The sequence below is a fragment of the Streptomyces sp. NPDC046887 genome (assembly GCF_040644755.1).
GTDB classification, from domain to species: Bacteria; Actinomycetota; Actinomycetes; order Streptomycetales; family Streptomycetaceae; genus Streptomyces; species Streptomyces lichenis.
Genome location: NZ_JBEYXH010000001.1, coordinates 191,680 through 211,029, shown reverse-complemented (window position 1 = coordinate 211,029; position 19,350 = coordinate 191,680). Strand labels below are relative to the sequence as shown.

Sequence of the window (19,350 nt, the reverse complement as noted above, 5' to 3'; positions counted from 1 at the left end):
AACGCTCCACGCCGTAGCCGCTCACGCGTTGCCCCACCTCCGCGTGCGTACGACAGGGGGAGCCCCGCACAGCCCCGACCAGCGACGACCATCCGGAGGGCAGCTCCTGCCCGGTCACTGTGCTTGGGTTGACCGTCGTTCCTGGTCTGGCAAGGAGATGCGCTGTGCCCCTGGTGTCTGTCGTGATGCCCGTGTACAACTCGGCGGCCACCCTTGGCGCGGCCGTCCGGTCGGTGCTCACCCAGACCCACGGCGACCTGGAGCTGCTGGTCACCGACGACCGGTCATCCGACGGCTCCATGGACCTGCTCCGCGCGTTCGCCGAGCAGGACGAACGCGTCCTGCCGGAGTCGGCACCCGAACGGGGCGGTGCGGGCCGGGCCCGCAACCTCGCGATCCAGCGGGCCCGCGGGGACTACATCGCCTTCCTCGACTCCGACGACATGTGGTTGCCGGAGAAGACCGAGAGGCAACTGGCCTTCGCCGCGGACGGCGATGCGCCGTTGACGTTCACCTCGTACTTCAAGATGGACGCCGACCACACCGGCGAGAGCACCGACTGGGCTCCGAACGGGCGGGTGATCCGGGCGCGGGAGCGCGTGGACTACCGCGCGATGCTGGTCCGGGACCACATCGGTGCACTCACCGCCATGTATGACCGCGACATCCTGGGCACGAGGTTGATGCCGGAGATGCGCAAGCGCCAGGACTACGCCCTCTGGCTGTCGATCATGCGGGACGGCGCCGACGCCCGGGGCCTGGCCGAGCCGCTGGCGGTGTACCGAGCCCACCAGGCAGGGTCGCTCTCCTCCGACAAGTTGTCGCTGGTGCAGTACAACTGGGCTCTGTACCGCGAGCACGAGCATCTGTCGGTCGCGCGATCGACGCGGGCGCTGGCCGGCGCCGTGTGGCAGTCGCTGCGCAACTCGCGCATCTGACACCCGCGGGCCCGGGACGCCCGGTCGCCTGCGCGGCGGCCGTGGCCGTCTACTGACGGGTGTCGTCACGCGCCTTGGCTCTCCTGGTGCTCGTCGCCGTGCAGGATCGCCGCCCTGGCTGCCCAAGCCAGGATGCTCTGCCCCCGCAGGGACAGCCCGAGCCGGTTCCAGTGGAAGATCACGTGGTAGCTGAGCACCTGCCGCAGCCCACGGTCGAGTGTCCCGTTCTGGACGCCCTCGGCGAGCACTCGGCCGGTGCTGCGGAAGGCGGCGGCCCACTCGGCGACGGGCTCCAGCGGGCCCCCGGAACGCAGCAGTGCATCACTGTCGGCGAGAAGCAGGGAGCGGATCTCCTGGGCTCGGGCGTTGAGACGTTCCGGCGGAACGCCGCTGACGGCCGAGCGGTGTTCCGTCGTGATGACGCGGTCCCAGACATCGCCCTGCTCGTACCACTCCAGCCGGGCGGCGCGCATCATGATCGTGCAGAGGAGGACGGACAGTTCCCTGGGCCCGATGGTGAGGCCGCCGTGCCGGCGCAACCGCTGGATCTCTCTGCTGTCGGCGACGAACAGGGCGTGCGCGGCCGTCATGCTGGTCGCCCCGCCGAACGCCGGCGTCTCCGGTTCGTAGATGCCGGGCCACCAGCGCTGGAGGTGTCCGTCGGAGACCAGGCGGTCAAGGCCGTCTCCGACTGCCGACCTGGTGCCGACCGTGGGCCGGACCCGGAGGCGCAGACGCCAGCAGGGGTGCTTTCTGGTGTACCACCAGCCGTCGATCGCGCCGGCGGCCTCCGCCTCGCACAGGATGGGCAGGACGTGTGTGGTGAAGGTGGTGTCGGCGTTCGGCCAGTCGGTGAACTGGAGGTACGTCTGGCACCACTCGGTGGTGACTGCGTGACGGGTCAGGGCTTCCCGGCCGGCCTGGTCGTAGACCGCGACCGCATCGGAGAGGACCACGGAGTCCATCCGGTACTGCTGCGCCGCGTCGGCGAGCGGAAGACCGGTGAGGACGGCGAGGACGGCGAGCCGCGTCGGGCACGGCTCGGCTGCCTGAGTCAGTCGATCAGCAGACATGCGTCCCATCCCGTGCTCGGCGCCTGCTGAGAGGCGAAGGTGGTGAGGGCGAGCCCGGTGCCGGCGACGCCGTTGATCAAGCCGGGGGCCGAGGGAAAGCTGGGCTTGCCGACCGCGGTGAGGGCGTTGCCAAGACGTTCCGGAAGGGTGTGCAGCCGTGGGTCGAGCGCGTCTGCGGCGGCGCGGTAAGCGGTCTGGTAGATGCCCGCCCATCCGTGGCAGAGGCCGTTGTCGGTGACCTGGGCGAGCTGCGCGGGATCCGTCAGAGCCCGGTACAGCGCGTCCTCGTAGAACCTCTGGAGCGTGGAGGAGCGCAGGGCGATCCCGGCGAGCTGGCCGGCCCGAGCGATGCCCGTGGTGCCGTAGCACCAGCTCGGCCGGGCGGGTGCATCGTGGTGGAGGTGGCCGTGGTCGAGGTCGCGTCGTGAGATGTGCTCGGGCCACCACGGGCCGGAGTCACCGTGCTGGCACCAGGCGTCAAGGTGGGCGCAGATGGTGATCATCGCGTCCTGGTGGCCGTTGACGGCGATACCGCGCCGCAGGGCCTGGGCCAGGAGGAGAAGCGGGCCGGTGATGCCGTGCGCGGCGCCGAAGTTGCCGTGCCCGCCGGGGAAGTCGGGGGACTCGCCGCGCGCCGGGTCGTGGCGGGCCCACCAGCCGGGAAGACCGCGCCCGTCAGCGGTGAGTGGCTGGGTCAGGGCGACGACGTACCGCAGGACTCTCTCCAGCGCTGGGCCCTTGGGCTCGGTACGCAGGAGGTAGGCGCCGATCCCCGTGAGGCCGTAGAAGAGGTCGTACTCCGCGAAGGTCGGCAGGTCACCTCTGTCGATGCGGGCAAGCGCGGCGTCCACGCGACGGTGGGCGAGGTCGGTGATGTGCTGGTGCAGGGTGGTGCGTGCCGATGCGTACAGATGCCGGCAGGCCGGGGGGACAGTGCTGAGGAGAAAGCCGACGGCCGGGGCGCCGAGGAACAGGCCCGTCTGGTCGGCCGCGCTGATGGGCCCGGAGGCCGCGCTCGTGATCCACCGGTGGGCGGAGCGCCAGGAGCCGCCGTACCGGCTCGCCGTCTCGATGTGCAGCAGGCTGATACCGGCGGCGCCGTCGGCGAGCGACTGTACGGTCCAGGGCTCCTCCGGGGGCGGAGGTGGAGGTTCCGTCAGGTAGGCCGTGTACTGCTCCACGATCGCCGCAGCGGTGGCGGCCGGCGTGCTCATCGGGCCGCCATCCGGTGCTGGAGGGCTGCCGTTCGTACGAGCCGGATCGTGGTCTCCTCCAGGCGCGGGTCGACGCCCAGGGCCCGGACGTGGTGCTGGTGCAGCAGCGACCGGGCGACATCGAGCGGATCACGCTCACCGGCCAGGCTGTTCCGATAGGCGCCCACGGCGGTCGCGCGACCCCGCCATGCTTCCGCGACCAGAGAGCCGCCGGGGAGGGCCGCGAGCGCGAAGGCACCGTTCGGCGAGGCGAGTTCGAGCACCTGGCTGCGCAAGGTCCGATTCAACCGCCCGGTGCCCTGGGGCAGGTTGCGCACCAGCCACTCTTCGGCCGCTGCGGTGTCCGGCGCCAGAGGGGTGACAAGGTGCAAGGCGCCGGCGGCGACGAGGGCCTGGGGGGCGAAGACGTCGGTGCGCTCTGCGAGCTGGATCTGCGCGAGGGCGGCGGCGGAGTCCGCGGCGAACACCTGGTGCGCGGCGTCCATGGCCGCCCCGTCGCCGAAGCGCCCGGTCTGCGGCTGATAGGGAGCCAGGACGAGCCCGGACGCAAGACCCATCCTGTGCAGGCTGTCCGCCCAGCTACGGACATGCTGTGCGCCGACCCCATGCGTATCCGGCGGCAGGTGCAGTATGAGGGCGAGGTGCTGGTCGGCGTCCGGCCGGGCCATCTCCCGGTGCCGGGTGAACCACCAGGTCGGCGGCTCCTCTCCGAACGCGGCGAGCAGGTGGGGAAGGTGGTGGCTCAGGATCTCGTCGTAGCGGCGCGGATGGGCGTGGAGCTGCGCATGGAGGACGCCGCCGCCCGGGAAGTGCCTGCCGGTGGCCGCCGTCGTGGCCGGGCGCGGCCGGGGCACGAAGGGCGCGTCCGGCTCGGAACGGCCCAGGGAGAGCCAGATCTCGTGGGCCCGCCCGATCCAGCCGTGGGCGTCTGCGTCCGGGACTTCGCGCAGCTCCACGCGCCGGGCGTGGTCGAGGTGTGCGCGCAGGACCCGGAGGTGGACCGGGTGGGTGAGGTCGAGGGGAAGGCGCTGGTCGTACTCGATGACGGCGGCCCGCATCGGGACCCGCAGCCGCTCACGCCAAGCGGTGAAGGCGTCCTCCCACTCCTGCCGCGGGGCTTTGCGGCCGGGCAGGTCTTCGGCCGTCAGCAGCCATCGGGCCTGCGTGAGGATGGTGCGGCGGTAGCGGACCCGGGGAAGGAACGGAAGCCGGGAGCCGGCGCCGAAGTCGAACGGCTTGTAGGCGGCGTACCGCCCGTTGGCCACCTCGGCGAGGAACCGGGCCAGCGGCGGGGTCTGGGTCCCGCCTTCCAGGGCGTGCAGGACCCGCACGTCGATGCGCCGGTCGGTGGAGAGCTGCACGAGCTGGAAACTGCGTGAGTCCGCGGTGACGGCGACGTCCGCGAGCCGGATGGTCGTCTCGTCGCTCTCCTGGTGACCGGACAACTCGATGACGTGCGGCAGCAGCCGCGGTGTGCGGGTGACGTTCTCGTTGCGGTGCCGGCGCGGCGGGAACACGAGCTGCGCCGTGAGGCCGTCCGGCGCCCCGCGGTAGCTGGCGGCGAGGGCGTCCTGGTGCTCGGGCGGCAGGACGTGGGCGAACCGGCCCGCCATGCTGCTGCCGGGGCGGGGAGCCGCGGTGAGCAGGAGGTCGAAGGAGCCGTTGGACAGCACCCGGGTGCTGGGGGCGTGGACCTCGAAGGCGGCCTCCATGCGGGGCACGAACAGCCGCTCGTCCGCTCCGGCGGCCTTCTCCAAGGCGTTGACCATGTCGTCCGTCAACCGAAGTTCGTCACGGCCGTCGAGGAGGACCTGCTGCATCAGCGCGAGCAGTAGTTCGTCGCGTTCGGTACGCACCTTCAGGGCAGCGCCGCGTTCGGAGCCGATGTAACCGGCGGGCAGCCCGAGACCACTGTCGGAGACGAGGTCCATCACCGGCACCAGGGCGCCGACGCCGTACCGGGCCCGGAACCGGCGGTGGTAGTCGCGCCAGCGCTGGTAGCCGTACGGCTCCGCGGTGGTCCGGTAAAGGGCCGAGGCAGCTGCCTGCGCTTCCGCGATCACAGCCTGCGGGAGCTGGATCTCGCAGTCGAGGGCGGTGTCAATGAGCAGTGGTGTCGGCGTGACGGGGGTGAGGGCGCGCATGCGCGCGGCGATGGCGCTCACGCTGGTGTCGGAGAGCGCCGGCTGGTGGGCGGACAGCTCGTCGCGCAGGGCGTACAGGTCGTGGACCAGGTCCCGCACCTCGGAGATGCCGTCCGCGCCGTGCCGGTCCAGCTCGTGGCACAGGTGCTGGAAGGCGTCCACCGTGGTCATGGGTGCCCACAGGCTGGTGATGAGGAACTGCTGCTCGACCAGGCCGGTGAGCAGCACGTCGATCTGCTCCGGGGTGGCCTGCGGGAATCTGTCGCGCAGGTGGCCGTGCAGGTCGCCGAAGGGGATCGGGGCGCGGGCCGCGGCCATCGCGGCGGCCACCGGCCGGGTGTTGCGGACGGACACTTCGACCGGGGCCATGAGGACCGCGTGGGCGTCGGAAGGCGGGCCTGGCGCCACGAGCCGATCACCGCGGACGTGGGAGGCGTTGTTGGCAGCGAGCGGAAGCCGCTTCAGTAACGCGGGGGTGCGCTGGAGCCGGAGAACCATATCGGTGATCCATTCGGCGTCCGGCCGGATCAGCGTGCGGTGCTTGTCGCGCCACCGCGCGGTCGCCTCAGGCCCGACCGTCACCGGGGCGGTACCGGCGAACAGGCCCAATGGGGTCGGCCGGTGCTGCCACCGCAGGAGGTAGGAGACCGTCGATACGGCGGTGCGGTGCACGTGGCGGGGCTCGGTCTGCCGGCCCTGGACGACTGCCTTGATGGCGTCGGACAGGACGGGGGTGGCCGGCTCCAGCGCGTTGCGGAACTCCTCGCCCTGCCAGATCCGGGTCAGCCATCCGCGGGTGAGGACCACATCGTCCAGGTCGAGGGTGTGGGGGATGTCTGCCGGCCCGCGGTTGGTGGTGGCGCGCAGCATCGCAACGCCCTGCCACGTGTAGTCGGCGACTGGTCGGGAAGCCATGGTGCCCTCCGTCTGGCGGGGCGGGTGAGGGGCCAATGGGCCGGACGAAGCACTTCGCCCGACCCACCAGCGGGGAACGGCCTGGATCAGGCCGGGTCGTCCGTGAAGGAGTTGCAGGCGGAGGAGCCGGTCGCGCAGGTGCTGCCGCAGCCGTCACCCGTGGTGCACATGAGCTTGCCGTACGGGTGCTCGGCGACGACGACCTTCACGTCCAGGGGCGCGAAGTCGTCGTCCAGGCCCGTCAGCGGGGCGGGTGGAGCCAGATTGGCACTCGTCATGGTGATGCCCTTCCTCTTGTCCGGATGGTGCGGGACGACCTGGCTCCCTGCGTTACGCCGAGGGCCAGGAGAGCGAGATCCGGCTGTGGACCTTGTCGATGATTCGGTCCGCCGGAATCTGGTCATCGGGGGTGTCGGCCGAATGGACCCGGACGACCGGGCTGGGGCCGCCGCGCCGGTGGGTCTCCCAGTCGCGCAGCACGTCGGCGACCTTGTCGGCGAACTGCTGCGCGTTCGGGCCGAGGGCGTGCACCCCGTATTCGACGCGCTTGTTGTCCTCGGTGCGGCGGGTGACGAGGTAGGCGAAGGTGTCGTCCTCGACGGCGGCGAGGGAGAACCGCTTGTTCACGGGGGCGACCAGCCCCGTGTCCAGGTCTTCATCGACCGCCATCGTGCAGAAGCCGGGCAGGCTGATCGCCATCGCCATCTGGAGGGTGTCGAGGAGTTCCCGGAGGCCGATGACGACGCCGGTCCACAGCTCGTGGCGCGGGAACGTGACCGCGTTGTCCAGCCGATGCGGGTCGGCCGGCATACCGTCATCGAACTTCAGCCCGATCTCCGGGGTGCCGTTGACCAGAAGGAGTTCTTCGCGGTGGGCCGTGGAGCCCTGCATCGGTACGAAGCCGCAGAGCCACGCCGACACACTCTCCAGGTAGGGGCCGTGCTCACCCATGACCTGGGTGAAGGCGACCGACCGGGTCAGACCGCGCATCCGCAGCGGCACCACGAGACGGCCGCCCTGCTTGAGCTGCGCGATCCACGCGGGGGCGATGTCCCAGGCCCCGGCGGTCACCAGGACGACATCGACCTCCTCGACGGGAAGGGGTTCGGCCGCGTCGGCGGTGAGAACGCGGACCTTGTCGTAGCCGTGCTCCTCCAGGAGCCGGGCCGCGCGGTCGGTGACGGCGGGGTCGATGTCCACGGTGATGACTTCACCGTCGGGGCCGACGAGTTCGGCGAGGTAGGCCGCGTTCAGACCCCCTGAGCCGATCTCCAGCACCCGCATCCCGGGCTTCACCTGGGCCTGCTCCAGCATCATGGCCTGGATCTGCGGGGCGGAGACGGAGCTGAGCTGCACACCGTGCTCGTCGGTCTTGGTGATCACTGCGGCGTACGTGTCGTACGCCTTGTCGAGCGGGGTGTCGGGGATGAACGCGTGACGGGGCACCTTGCGCATCACGGCTTCGACCTCCGGGATGGTGATGCTGCCGTCCGCGCGCAGCTCGTCCACCACCTTGTTCCGCAGGCGGGTCGCCTCGTCGGGCTCGACGGTCGTGTTGGTCATGAAGCTCCTTCGGTCGTACGTGTTCGGGGGGCGGTGCGCCGGCACAGGGTGCCGGTGGGCCGGGAGGGTATCGGCGGGCGTGGTTCCGCTCTCGCCGGCGCTCGCATGGGTCGGCGGTGTCGGGCTGGACGGCGTGAGGAGGTACGTGCGCCGGTGGAGGGCCCGGTGGTCCAGGACCGCCGAGCGGCCGTCTAGGTGCCTGACAAAAGGTCGTCCAAGTTGACGACCTCGTAGTCCCGCAGCTCGCGTACGAGCTGGGAGGCGAGGAACCAGCCGATCAGGGGGTGGTTGTAGGGGAGGGGAGTGTCCGTTCCGGCGAGAGGCCGGATGCCATCGGAGGTGCACTGGTACGGGGTGCCGATGACGCCGTAGAGCGGGTACCGCGTGGCCAGTAAGGCGACGTGCCCTTTGCTTCTGAGTCGAGGGCAGCGCTGGACCGCCATCCGGGCGTGCGGCAGGCAGACCGGGGGCTGCGCAGTCCTTACCGGCCCGGTGCAGCCGTCACGGTCGTCGGCCGTCTCCACGAAGAGGACGCCGTCGCCGCGCTTCACCGGGGCCGTGCACACCTGGCAGCGCAGGAGCGCCATCGTGGTGCGTTGGCGAAGGGGGTGCACCAGCCGCCACCTCGGGGTGCCGGTGGGCCGTCCGCCGACGTCGAGTGACATGGAGTATCGGGCCCACAGGACGCCGCGCGGGTCTCGGTCGGGCGGCTCCTCGTTCACGTATCCGAGCTGCGGGCGGCGGTCCGGACCGATGCCCACGCGCAGGTTGAGGAGGTAGTCCGCTTCTTCGCCTTCACGGGCGGTGATGTACGGGATGGTCAGGTCGGCCGGGAGGATCGTCATGCGGCGGCCCCCACGGGGATCAACAGGGGGCGCCGGGACCCGGTGCGTCGGGGTGGTCATGCGTACCCCCGCGCGGGTGCGGGGATCTCGAAGCAGCACCAGGTCCTGGTCCCGTCAGGGCTCACGCCGCACACCGTGGACAGCGCGCTGACGATGAACATCCCGCGGCCGTTCTCGTCCAGGTCGTCGGCCTTGCCGATGCGGGCCTGTCGGGTGGAGCCATCGTCCACCTCGATCGCCAGCACGTCGGCGGCGAGCAGGAACCGGAACACGACCCGCTCTCCCGTTCCGTGCCTCAGCGCGTTGGTGACGAGTTCGCTGATCGCGGTCTGCGCGTCATCGACCAGGCATTGCAGACCCCAGTCGCACAGCCTGGCCGCGCCGATCCTTCGGAGGTGGCCGACCCATCGGCCCTCGTGCGGGGCGACGGGTCGTCCTGCGAGTTCCGGATCGCGCCGCAGGTTCAGGGTGAAGTCGTCCCGCACTACCTCAGGGCCGGCGGTCACGTTCTCGACGGTTCCGACGATCATCCGGTCACCACGCTCTCGGTGGGCACCGGCACGCGGAAGCCGTCGTGCATGGCGAACCAGCCGAGCTCGGCCTCGTGGGCGTCCAGGTCCGGGCTGGTGGTGGCCCGGGGCAGCGCCACGACGCCGTCCGCGACCTCCTGTCCGAGCCACAGGCGCGTGTCGGTCGTGTTGTCGGAACCCGTCCCCATGCGGGATCGGCAGGCGGTGTTCTGGGCGGTCATCAGCGGCCCCGGCTTCGTCGGAGTGGGTGGGTGGGGTAGTGGGGATCGCCCCGGAGAGGCGGGAAGGCGATCCCCGCCGAACCGGCGTACCGGTCCGCACGGGGGCAGGCGTCACCATGGGTCACCAATGATCATGACCTGATGTACAGTCACATCCGCTGCGAGCAGCTTGCTCCTTTTTCGCCTTTGCGCGCAACCCATTCATGGGTAATCCAAAAAAGATGGAACAGGTGTGCGCGTGGCCACCGATGACGCGGGCGTGCCAGACTGCGCCCATGACGCAGAAGAGAGCGACACCGTCAATCAAGAGGCGACGCGTGGGCGCCCAACTGCGCCAATGGCGAGAAGCGGCTGGCATGCCGTCACTTGATGTCGCGCGAGCCATGGGTTGGAGCCAGGCCCGGTACTCCCGCGTAGAACGCGGCTACTACCGCATCAGCCATGACGAGGTGCAGAAGCTGACGACGGCGATCGGCGTTGACGACCCCGAAGGAGTCGAAGAGGTCGCCCGTGTCGCCGAGGAGCCGACAGGCACGGGCTGGTGGGCCTCATACGCCAACGGTGGTCGCGTCAGCGAGCAGTACCTTGACTTCGTCGAGTTGGAGGCGGAGGCCAAGACCATCCGCATCATGCACCCCAAGGTCATCGCGGGACTCGTGCAGTCACCCGGCTACGTCAGGGAGATGCATTCGAGCGCTCGATCCAATGATCCGGAGTCGTTGATCGCCATCCGCTTGGCTCGGCAGGAGGTACTCAGTCGGGCCAAGTTCCATGGCATCGTCCCCGAATCCGCCTTCCACGCACGGTTCCAGTCCGGCCCCGGGATCATGAAGGACCAGCTCCGCAAGCTGATCGACGCTTCCACCATGGAGAACGTCACCATCCAGATCCTGCCGCTCACCGCGCACCCGGCGTACGGATCGAACGGAGCGATGACGATCCTGACGTTCCGCCACCCGTGGACGCCTGTCGCGTCCATCGACAACCCGATGGGCGGGACACACACCGTGGACCCGGATCAGGTTGCCTACCTGGAAGCGGAGTTCGAGGACATCGCTTCCGCCTCACTTTCCGTGGACGAATCCCGGGAAATCCTCAACCAGTATCTGGAAGGACTGCACCAGTGACCACCAACAGCGGACGCTCCCTCACGGCACCACAGCTTGAGGAGGCCGTCTGGAAGAAGTCCTCCTACAGCGGAAACTCCAACGGGCAGTGCGTCGAGGTCGCCGCCCTCGCGGCCACGCCGTTCGCCGGCATGCGGGCCATCCGGGACTCGAAGGACCCGGGCGGCCCCGCGCTGCTCTTCTCCGGTCCCGCAGTCGCAGGGTTCCTTGCGGACGTTCGGGACGGCCGGTTCGACATCTGACCCGCTCTGCGCACGCGCCGAGGCCCGGTTCCCCATCCCGTATCCGGGGGAACCGGGCCTTGGCGTACTTCCGTGCCCTCGACGGACAGGGGCAGTACACCCCGGAAGATCGGTCCGCGCCGCCGCCCACGCCCCCGCCCGGCCGGCTGACCAGCCAGAGGCCGGGGGGCCGCTGCGTAGGGTGTCCCCGTACGACACCGCGGGCCTCGGTGGACTCCGAAAGCCCAGGTGACACGGGGACTACGGAAGGGCAGTGACCATGCCGGGCCGGACGACGAACGAGAAGACGATGGCGGGTGGGGCGCCGCCCGCGGTCCGGGTCGAGGGGCTGTTCAAGCGCTTCGGCGAGCAGATAGCCGTCGGCGGGGTCGATCTGACGCTGCCCGCCGGGCGGTTCATCGGGCTCGTCGGGCCCAACGGCGCCGGCAAGACCACCACCCTCTCCATGGTGACCGGACTGCTCCGGCCCGACCAGGGAGTGGTGGAGGTGGCGGGCCACGACGTATGGCGCGATCCGGCCGCCGTGAAGTCGCGGATCGGGGTGCTGCCCGAGGGACTGCGGCTCTTCGAGCGGCTGTCCGGGCGCGAACTGCTCGGCTACACCGGCCGGTTGCGCGGGCTGCCCGGCGCGGAGACGGACAAGCGCGCCACCCAGCTGCTGGACGTACTGGACCTGGCCGGCTCCCAGCACAAGCTGGTCGTGGACTACTCGACCGGTATGCGCAAGAAGATCGGGCTGGCGGCGGCGCTGCTGCACAACCCCGAGGTGCTGTTCCTGGACGAGCCGTTCGAGGGCGTGGACCCGGTCTCCGCGCAGACCATCCGCGGGGTGCTGGAGCGGTACACCTCCTCCGGCGCCACCGTGGTCTTCTCCAGCCATGTGATGGAGCTGGTGGAGTCGCTGTGCGACTGGGTCGCGGTGATGGCCGCCGGCCGGGTACGGGCCCAGGGCCCGCTGGCCGAGGTCCGCGGTGACGCCCCCTCGCTGCAGAGCGCCTTCCTGGAACTGGTCGGCGCCCGCGCCGGCGACACCGCCGACTCCCTGGACTGGCTGGGCGGCGGTACCCGGACGGGCGCCGGGGACGGGGACGGTGCGGGGGCGGGCGCGGGGCCGGAGGCCGGCGGTACGGCACCGGGCGGCGGTACGGGCACGGGCGCGGGCGGCGAGGGCGGTCCGGCGGCCGGCGGCGGGGGTGCGCGGTGACGCGGACCGAGTCGCCCATGGGGTCCTCCGGCAGCCCCCTCACCGTGCGGCACGGGGGGACGTCCGCCGTGTCCGCGCCGCCCGGCACCGGCGCCCTCACCGGGACCTTCGTCCGGCTGAAGCTCTCGCTGCTCCGCAACGGCCTGCGGCAGTCCTCGGGGCGTACCGCGGCCTATGTCACCTCCGCCGTACTGGTGCTGCTCTTCGCCGCGGGCCAGCTGCTCGGGCTGGTGCTGCTGCGCGGCAGTGAGCACGCGGCCGCCGTGGTGGTCCTGCTGACGGCGCTCATCGCCATCGGCTGGGCGGTGCTGCCGCTGTTCTTCCCGGGCGGGGACGAGACGCTGGACCCGACCCGGCTGGTGATGCTGCCGCTGCGCTCCGGGCCGCTGGTGCGGGCGCTGCTGGTGGCCTCGCTGGCCGGCATCGGCCCGCTGTTCACGCTCTGCCTGGTGGTGGGGGCGGCGATCGCCCTGGCGCACGGGGCGGCCGGGGTGGTGGCGGCGGTGCTCGCCGTACCGCTGGCGCTGCTGGTGTGTGTGGCGGCGGCCCGGGCGGTGGCCGCGGGCAACGTTCGGCTGCTCACCTCCCGCCGGGGCCGCGACCTGGCGGTGCTCAGCGGGCTGCTGATCGCGGTGGGCGCCCAGTTCGTCAACTTCGGCGTGCAGCGGCTGACCCGGCCCGGTGGGCTGGACGACCTGGAGCCGCTGGCCGAGGTGGTGCGCTGGCTGCCGCCGGCGTCCGCGCTCGGCGCGGTGGACTCGGCGAGCGGCGGGGCGTACGGCACGGCGGCGGCGCAGCTGCTGCTGACCGCGGTGGTGCTCGGCGCGCTGCTGGTGGCCTGGCGGCGCAGCCTGGAGAAGCTGATGAGCGCGCCGGACGGCTCGACCCTGGCGGCGGTGTCCGCCCCGACGGCGGGCGCCCGGCGCGGCCGGGTCGCGGGCGGCGACGGGACCGCCCCGGAGTCCCGCTGGTGGCCGGCCGGGCGCACCGGCACGGTGATGCGGCGCTCGCTCCAGTACATGGTGCGCGACCCGAAGACCAAGGCGCAGCTGATCAGCTGGCTGGCCGTGGGGCTGATCGTGCCCCTGTTCAACGCCCTCCAGGGCACGGGCTCGATCTACTTCGCCTGCTTCGCGGCCGGCATGCTCGGCACGCAGATGTACAACCAGTTCGGGCAGGACGGTGACGCGTTCTGGATGGTCGCCGGGACCATCTCCTCCTCCCGGGACGCGCATGTGGAGCTGCGCGCCCGGGCGTACGCGCTGCTGCTGATCGCCATCCCGTTCACCGCGGTGGTCAACGTGGGCACCGCGGCGATCCTGGGCGACTGGCGGTCGCTGCCGGACGCGGTCGGGCTGTCGCTCGCCCTGCTCGGCGCGATGCTCGGCACCGGGGCGATCGCCTCCTACCGGCTGCCGTACACCATCCCGCAGGGCAGCGGCTTCAAGGCCGCGGCGCCCGGACAGGCCGGGATCATCTGGGGGTCGGTCTTCGGCGGGATGCTCGGCGGCGCGCTGCTGTGCGCCCCCGTGATCGCGTTGACCGTCTGGGTCAACGTCTCCGACGCGGCGGCCGGTTCGCCCGCCCGCCTCGCGGTCCTGCTGCTGGGCACCGGCTACGGCCTGCTCCTCGGCTGGGCAGGCCTCCGCCTCGCCGCCCCCCGCACGGCGGCCCGGCTGCCGGAGATCCTGGCGGCGGTCAGCAAGGGGTAGCCGTTGGAAGGGGAGGGCGGTGGCCGCGCGCGTGCCACCGCCCTCCCCCTCCCCGCTCAGGTCGCCGGTGTGGCGGCTCGGAGTACGGAGTCGAGGAAGGGTTCGACGGCCGCGCGCCAGCCCTCCGGCCGCTCGTGGGGGATCAGATGGCCGGCGTCCGCCACCTCGGCGTACGTCCCGCGCGGTAGCACCCGGACCATCTCCTGCGCCTCGGCCCGGCCCAGCTCGCCGTCGATGCCGCGGACCACCAGGGCCGGGCAGCGGACCAGGGCCAGGGAGTCCCAGTGCGCGTCATGCGCCCAGCCGTCCCGGGTGGCGAGCATCCGGGTGCGGGAGAACATCGGCCGCCAGCCGTCCGGCCCCTCCGCCATCACCTCGGCGAACCAGGTGCCGCGGGCCGGGCTGGGCCGCTCCAGCCAGGGGTCGTCCTCGCCGAACCACTTCCGTACGTCGGCGAGGGTGGCGAAGGGCAGCGGCCAGGTGCGGAACCAGTCCTCCCACTCCCGCTGGGACGCGGCGCCCCGGGCCGAGGCCCGCATATCGCAGACGACCACCGCGCGGACCAGGTCGGGCCGCTCGGCGGCGAGCTGCCAGGCGGTCAGCCCACCCATGGCGTGCCCGATCACCACCGCGGGCCCGAGCCCCAGCTGCTCGATGGCGGCCGCGGCGTCCGCGATGTACGCCTCCCGGGTATACGGGCCGTCGGCGGGCTTGTCGCTCTGCCCGTGGCCGCGCTGGTCCAGGGCGACCGCCCGGTGCCGTTCGGTCAGCCAGCGGGCGGTGCCGGCCCAGTGCGAGGCCCGGCCCATCAGCCCGTGCAGCAGGAGGACGCCCGGGACCTCGGCCGGAGCCGGGGCGGGCGAGGACGTGCCGGCGGGCGCCGTGTCCTTGGGCAGGTCGGCGTACTCCCAGGCCGCCAGCCGTAAACCATCGGCTGCGGTCAGGTCGATGCGGCGCACCATGGGCTCTGACACCCCCTTCTGTGACGTGCCCCCGAAGCGTATCGAACTTGTATTCGAAAACGGGTTACGCGCCGGGAACACCGCTCGTTCGAGTGACCCCGCTCAAGGATTGACGGCCGCCGCCGAGGGGAGATCTCCAACGGGAGGCGGACCGCTCGGGGAAAAACGGTCCGACGGGATTGACCCTGAGAGCTCGGGGCTCCGGGTCAGCACAGGGGAGGCGGGACCCCGGCGTCGCTCGACGCCGGGGTCTCCCGCTGTCCGGGCCCGCGATCGAGGCAGGCCCCGGTCTGGGACCGGCTCGCGACCCCGGCCTCAGGTCCGCCCGGCGACCGGCGGCGGCGCCGGATCGGGGCCGCGCAGGGCCCTGGGCGCACATACGGCAGCTGGCGCGTCATCTGGTGGCCCTCCCGCGCGGTCATATGCCGGTAGCTGTAGCCAAGACTGGCACGGGCAGCCGGCATGGGGGGCGCTTTTCGGCTCCGGGGGCGCACAAGAGCGCATCCCAGCGGCCCGGGCGTGCGCCCATGCGCCCGCCTGTGGCGCGGGGCGGCGGGGGACGTCAGCAGCGTGGAAAGGGCAGCTGGGGTCGGTGGCCGCCTGGGGCGCAGCTGCGGCTGGGGCGCCCGGGCACGCCAGGGGGCCGCCGGGGCGCGGGGTGCGCGGCGTAGAGCGCTCGACGGTGAGCGGCCTGCTGAGGCGCACACGCCGTCGCCGCGCCCGTACATGAGACAGGAGGCCCGTACATGAGACAGGAGGCCGGCCGACCCGGGTCAGGGCGCAACCGACCGGGCCTCCGTAAGGCTCGGCCGACCGGGCCCCCGGGTCAGGGCGCGGCCGACCGGAGTCCCCGGTCAGAGCGCGGCCGACTTCGGGCCCCCGGTCAGAGCGCGGCCGACTTCGGGTCCCTGGTCAGGGCACGGCCGACTTCAGGTCCCCGGTCAGAGCGCGGCCGACTTCGGTCCCCGGTCGCGGCGCGGCCGACTTCGGGCCCCTGGTCAGAGCGCGGCCGACTTCGGGCCCCCGGTCGGGGCCCGGCCGGCTTCAGGCCCCGGTCGGGGCGCGGCCGACTTCGGGCCCCCGGTCGGGGCGCGGCCGACTTCAGGTCCCCGGTCGGGGCGCGGCCGGCCTCAGGCCCCGGTCGCGGCGCGGGCAGCTCCCCCTAGCGCTTGGCGACGAAGACGTGGGAGGCGACGTCGGCGGCGAGCTCGGCGGCCTCGCCGCTGCTGCCGACCAGCACGCCGCCGGCGGACTCCGTCACGCTCACCACCGAGCCGGGCTGCACGCCCGCGCGGCGGAGGGTGTACATCAGCTGGGCGTCGGTCTGGATGGGCTCGCCGATGCGGCGGACCACCACCGTCTTGCCCTCGGTGCCGGCGTCGAGGTCGGCCAGCGAGACCATGCCCTCGTCGAGGAACGCCTCCGCCTCGGACTCCTCGCCCAGCTCCTCCAGGCCCGGGATGGGGTTGCCGTAGGGCGACTCGGTCGGGTGGCGCAGCAGCTCCAGCACCCGCCGCTCGACGGCCTCGCTCATCACGTGCTCCCAGCGGCACGCCTCGGCGTGCACCTGCTCCCATTCCAGGCCGATCACGTCGACCAGCAGGCACTCGGCGAGCCGGTGCTTGCGCATGACCCGGGTGGCGAGGCGGCGGCCCTCCTCGGTCAGCTCCAGGTGGCGGTCGCCGGCGACGGTGACCAGACCGTCGCGCTCCATGCGGGCGACCGTCTGGCTGACGGTGGGTCCGCTCTGGTCGAGCCGCTCGGCGATGCGCGCCCGCATGGGCACCACGCCCTCCTCTTCCAGTTCGAGGATGGTGCGGAGGTACATCTCCGTGGTGTCGATCAGTCCGGACATACGTGCCCCTCTGAGGAAGTCGTGCGCTGGCGGCCCTGGCTCCAATTCTTGCGCATCGCTCGGACAACCGTGCCCGGGAGCCGCAGGAAGCCGGTCGCACGGGCCTGGACCGGGCAGTTGACAGGGGAAAGGTCCAGACCGCAACGTGATCCGCGACACGGTCCGCGACGCGGAAAGCACGGAGGGAAGGGGGTCCGGCGCGATGGGTGTGGGTGGCGAGGGCAAGGAGACCGACGGCGGCGGAGGGCTGCCCGGGCGGTTCTTCGACGCGGCGATCGAGCTGCTGGGGCGGGTACGGGACGAGGAGGCGGCGAACGTGGCTACCGCCGGTGAGGCGGTCGCCTCGGCCGTGGCGGGCGGTGGGCGGATCTTCGCCTTCGGTGCCGGGCACTCCTCGCTGGCCGCCCAGGACGTGGTGTACCGGGCCGGCGGGCTGGCCGTGGTCAATCTGCTCGCGGTGCCCGGCGCGGTCGGTGTGGACGTGATGCCGGCGACCCTGGGCTCGGCGCTGGAGCGGGTGGACGGGCTGGCCGGCGCGGTGCTGGACTCCTCCCCCGCCACCGCCGGGGACGTGCTGTTCGTGGTCTCCCTGTCCGGGCGCAACGCGCTGCCGGTGGAGATGGCGATGAACGCGCGGGCCCTCGGGCTGACCGTGATCGGGGTGACCTCGGTGGCCTACGCCGAGGAGACCAGGTCCCGCCATGTCTCCGGCTCCTTCCTCCGCGACCACTGCGACATCGTGCTGGACTCCAAGATCGCGGTCGGGGACGCGGAGCTGACCCATGAGCGGGTGGCCGCGCCGTTCGCCCCGGCCTCCACGGTGGTGACCAGCGCCCTGATGCAGGCCGTGATGGCGGCGGCCACCGAACGCCTGGTGGCCCGGGGCATCGAGCCGCCGCTGCTGCGCTCGGGCAACGTGGACGGCGGCCATGAGTGGAACGGCCGGGTGATGAGCGAGTACGCGGACCGGATCTTCTTCCGGAACTGACGCGACCGGTCAGTCCAGGGTGCGGGCCAGGTCGACCGCGGCGGCGACCCGGGCGGCCACGCTCTGCGCGTACTCCGCGTCGGGCCGTTCGAACGCCGGACGGCCCGCCCCACGCAGAAAGGTGAGCACCCCGAGCGTGCGGCCCCGGCTGCGCAGCACCGTGGCCAGGCCGTGCACCGCGTCCGCGGGCCAGCGCCGTTCGGCCGCCCAGCCCTCGGCCGCCGCGCCCGCGCTGGTACGGACCGCCCCGCGCCGCTCCACCGCCTGGCGGGCCGGGTGCCCGGCCGCGTACCGCACCGGCAGCCGCCCGTCGTCCGGCGCCCGGCCGACCGGCCCGGGTCCACCCGCCGGGGAGGCGGCGGCCCGCCGGAAGTGGTCGCCGTCGCACAGGTCGAGCAGCACATGGTCCGCGTACCCGGCGAGGGCGAAGTCGAGGTGGGTGGCCGCGGCCTCCATCGGGTCCTCGCACTCGGCCGCCGCGGCGTCGGCCCGCCGCAGCTGGCTGGCCCGGAAGCGCGAGCGGTCGGCCTCCTGGCGGGCCTGCCGGTCCTCGGTGACGTCCTGGAACAGCCAGGCCACCCCCAGCGGCACCGGCTGCTCGGCGAGCGGGGAGGCCAGCCGCAGGAAGCCGCAGCTCCAGCAACGGCGGCGCTCCCCCTCCGCGGTGCGCAGGGTCACCCACAGCTCGGTCCGCCCGCCCGGCGCGCCCTCGGCCAGCACATGGGTGAGCGCGGCCTCCAGCTCCTCCGCCCCGCCGGTGACCACATCGCCGAGCGGGCGGCCGAGCAGGGTGGTGCGGCCGATCCCGAGAGCGCGGGCGGCGTGCGCGTTGACCACGGTGGGCCGCAGATCGACGTCGACCAGGACCACCCCCCAGGGCGCGTCGTCGAACATCGCCTCGCTCAGCGCGATGGACCGCTCCAGGTCGATCTGGGCGTGCACCTCGCTGAAGGCGCAGTACAGCCCGGTCGGCACCCCGTCCGGGCCGCGCACCCCGGCGGTCTGGGTGCGCACCAGGACCCGGCCGCCGTCCTTGCGCAGCAGCGCGAACTCGTGCACCTGGCGGCCCGGGGCGGCCATCGCGGCGGTGAGCCGGGTGTCCAGGTCGGCGGCGTCGGCGGCGCGCACCGCCCAGCCGGTGAACCCGAGCCGGCCCACCGCCTCCGCGGCGCTCCAGCCGAGGATCCGCTCGGCCTCGCGGTTCCAGTGGGTGACCCGCCCCTCGGCGTCGAACGCGCACAGCGCCGCGTCCATCCCGTCGAGCAGCGCCGCCAGCAGCCGGGCGCCCGACGCCTCGGCGGCCGGTCCGGCGCCGGACGGTGGGCGGCCACCGCTCGGCCCCGCGCCGCCGCTCGCCGCCTCGGCGGCCTCCGCTCCGGCGGCCGGAGTGCGCTCCGGCTCATCCGGCGCAGGCGCGCTGGCGGTCTCACTCCTGGACGAACTCATGCCCGGCACCCCCTGCGGGACGTGACCCGCGCCGCCGCCCCGTGGCTTCCCCGTTGCCCCGTCGATGCCCGTCATTCAACTCGAACGTGACCCAGAGCACACCCCTTTCCCGGAAAACGGACCATGCCAAAAAATCGGTTGTCGCGCGGCGGAGCGGTTCCTAGGCTGTGGTGCACACGAGAAAGGAGGTGATCCGGAAGTGGTTTCTTTTCGGATGCGTGAGGTGACTGCGGGCTAACGCCTGCCGTCGCACTCTGTGCACATGTCGGCAGGCCTCCTGCCGCAATACCAAGCAGTCACCGACCCGCGGGTCCGCCGGCACATCCGGCCGGCCTCTCCTCCGGGAGAGAGCAGGACCCGCGGGTTTCTGC

The 19,350-nt window shown here is 72.5% G+C and carries 17 protein-coding genes; 6 read left to right on the top strand and 11 right to left on the bottom strand.

The features are described 5' to 3' along the window. The first annotated feature begins 164 nt into the window (after positions 1-164). Entirely contained in the window at positions 165-938 is a 774-nt protein-coding gene (locus ABZ945_RS01000) for a glycosyltransferase family 2 protein (RefSeq protein ID WP_361261830.1), read from the top strand. Between the two features lie 65 nt (positions 939-1,003). Here the strand turns inward: ABZ945_RS01000 and ABZ945_RS00995 are convergent, their stop codons facing one another. The 8 genes from ABZ945_RS00995 to ABZ945_RS00960 form a co-directional block, all read right to left on the bottom strand. Further along, entirely contained in the window at positions 1,004-2,011 is a 1,008-nt protein-coding gene (locus ABZ945_RS00995) for a thiopeptide-type bacteriocin biosynthesis protein (protein ID WP_361261827.1), read from the bottom strand. Beyond that, entirely contained in the window at positions 1,993-3,225 is a 1,233-nt protein-coding gene (locus ABZ945_RS00990) for a lanthionine synthetase C family protein (protein WP_361261824.1), read from the bottom strand. The genes ABZ945_RS00995 and ABZ945_RS00990 overlap by 19 nt, the downstream gene beginning before the upstream one ends. Continuing rightward, on the bottom strand, positions 3,222-6,284 hold the full coding sequence (locus ABZ945_RS00985) for a lantibiotic dehydratase (protein ID WP_361261821.1): 3,063 nt from the start codon (positions 6,282-6,284) through the stop codon (positions 3,222-3,224). The genes ABZ945_RS00990 and ABZ945_RS00985 overlap by 4 nt, the downstream gene beginning before the upstream one ends. A gap of 86 nt (positions 6,285-6,370) precedes the next feature. Next, positions 6,371-6,562 carry an FxLD family lanthipeptide gene (locus ABZ945_RS00980; RefSeq protein WP_361261818.1) on the bottom strand — a complete coding sequence of 64 codons (192 nt, stop codon included), beginning with the start codon at positions 6,560-6,562 and terminating at the stop codon, positions 6,371-6,373. A gap of 52 nt (positions 6,563-6,614) precedes the next feature. Then, the gene (fxlM, locus tag ABZ945_RS00975; RefSeq protein WP_361261815.1) at positions 6,615-7,847 is read right to left on the bottom strand and encodes a methyltransferase, FxLD system; all 1,233 of its coding nucleotides are present in this window, start codon (positions 7,845-7,847) and stop codon (positions 6,615-6,617) included. A 191-nt stretch (positions 7,848-8,038) separates the two neighbouring features. Beyond that, entirely contained in the window at positions 8,039-8,692 is a 654-nt protein-coding gene (locus tag ABZ945_RS00970) for a hypothetical protein (RefSeq protein WP_361261812.1), read from the bottom strand. A 56-nt stretch (positions 8,693-8,748) separates the two neighbouring features. Further along, positions 8,749-9,222: an ATP-binding protein gene (locus ABZ945_RS00965; RefSeq protein ID WP_361261808.1), complete on the bottom strand. Its 474-nt coding sequence runs from the start codon at positions 9,220-9,222 to the stop codon at positions 8,749-8,751. Then, positions 9,219-9,410, bottom strand: a complete 192-nt coding sequence (locus ABZ945_RS00960) for a hypothetical protein (RefSeq protein WP_361261805.1) — start codon at positions 9,408-9,410, stop codon at positions 9,219-9,221. The genes ABZ945_RS00965 and ABZ945_RS00960 overlap by 4 nt, the downstream gene beginning before the upstream one ends. 308 nt (positions 9,411-9,718) lie before the next feature. Here ABZ945_RS00960 and ABZ945_RS00955 point away from each other — a divergent pair, with 308 nt between their 5' ends. The 4 genes from ABZ945_RS00955 (at position 9,719) to ABZ945_RS00940 (ending at position 13,728) form a co-directional block, all read left to right on the top strand. Then, the gene (locus tag ABZ945_RS00955) at positions 9,719-10,570 is read left to right on the top strand and encodes a helix-turn-helix transcriptional regulator (protein WP_361261801.1); all 852 of its coding nucleotides are present in this window, start codon (positions 9,719-9,721) and stop codon (positions 10,568-10,570) included. Next, on the top strand, positions 10,567-10,812 hold the full coding sequence (locus tag ABZ945_RS00950) for a DUF397 domain-containing protein (protein WP_361261798.1): 246 nt from the start codon (positions 10,567-10,569) through the stop codon (positions 10,810-10,812). Before ABZ945_RS00955 ends, ABZ945_RS00950 begins: the two co-directional genes overlap by 4 nt. Positions 10,813-11,071: 259 nt before the next feature. After that, the gene (locus tag ABZ945_RS00945) at positions 11,072-12,016 is read left to right on the top strand and encodes an ABC transporter ATP-binding protein (RefSeq protein ID WP_361262870.1); all 945 of its coding nucleotides are present in this window, start codon (positions 11,072-11,074) and stop codon (positions 12,014-12,016) included. 17 nt (positions 12,017-12,033) lie between these two features. After that, complete coding sequence (locus tag ABZ945_RS00940) at positions 12,034-13,728, top strand: transporter (RefSeq protein ID WP_361262867.1); 1,695 nt, start codon at positions 12,034-12,036, stop codon at positions 13,726-13,728. 56 nt (positions 13,729-13,784) lie between these two features. On the opposite strand, the gene ABZ945_RS00935 is transcribed toward ABZ945_RS00940, so the two are convergent. Both ABZ945_RS00935 and ABZ945_RS00930 read right to left on the bottom strand, forming a co-directional pair. Continuing rightward, complete coding sequence (locus tag ABZ945_RS00935) at positions 13,785-14,690, bottom strand: alpha/beta hydrolase (protein WP_361261794.1); 906 nt, start codon at positions 14,688-14,690, stop codon at positions 13,785-13,787. Between the two features lie 1,162 nt (positions 14,691-15,852). Then, positions 15,853-16,545 carry a metal-dependent transcriptional regulator gene (locus tag ABZ945_RS00930; RefSeq protein WP_361261791.1) on the bottom strand — a complete coding sequence of 231 codons (693 nt, stop codon included), beginning with the start codon at positions 16,543-16,545 and terminating at the stop codon, positions 15,853-15,855. Positions 16,546-16,747: 202 nt separating this feature from the next. On the opposite strand from ABZ945_RS00930, the gene ABZ945_RS00925 reads away from it, so the two are divergent. Continuing rightward, positions 16,748-17,533 (top strand): SIS domain-containing protein, encoded by a 786-nt coding sequence (locus tag ABZ945_RS00925; protein ID WP_361261788.1) that lies wholly within the window; start codon positions 16,748-16,750, stop codon positions 17,531-17,533. 9 nt (positions 17,534-17,542) lie between these two features. On the opposite strand, the gene ABZ945_RS00920 is transcribed toward ABZ945_RS00925, so the two are convergent. Beyond that, a complete protein-coding gene (locus ABZ945_RS00920) occupies positions 17,543-18,979 on the bottom strand; it encodes a PAS domain-containing protein (RefSeq protein ID WP_361261785.1) in 1,437 nt (478 codons plus the stop codon). Positions 18,980-19,350: the final 371 nt, after the last annotated feature.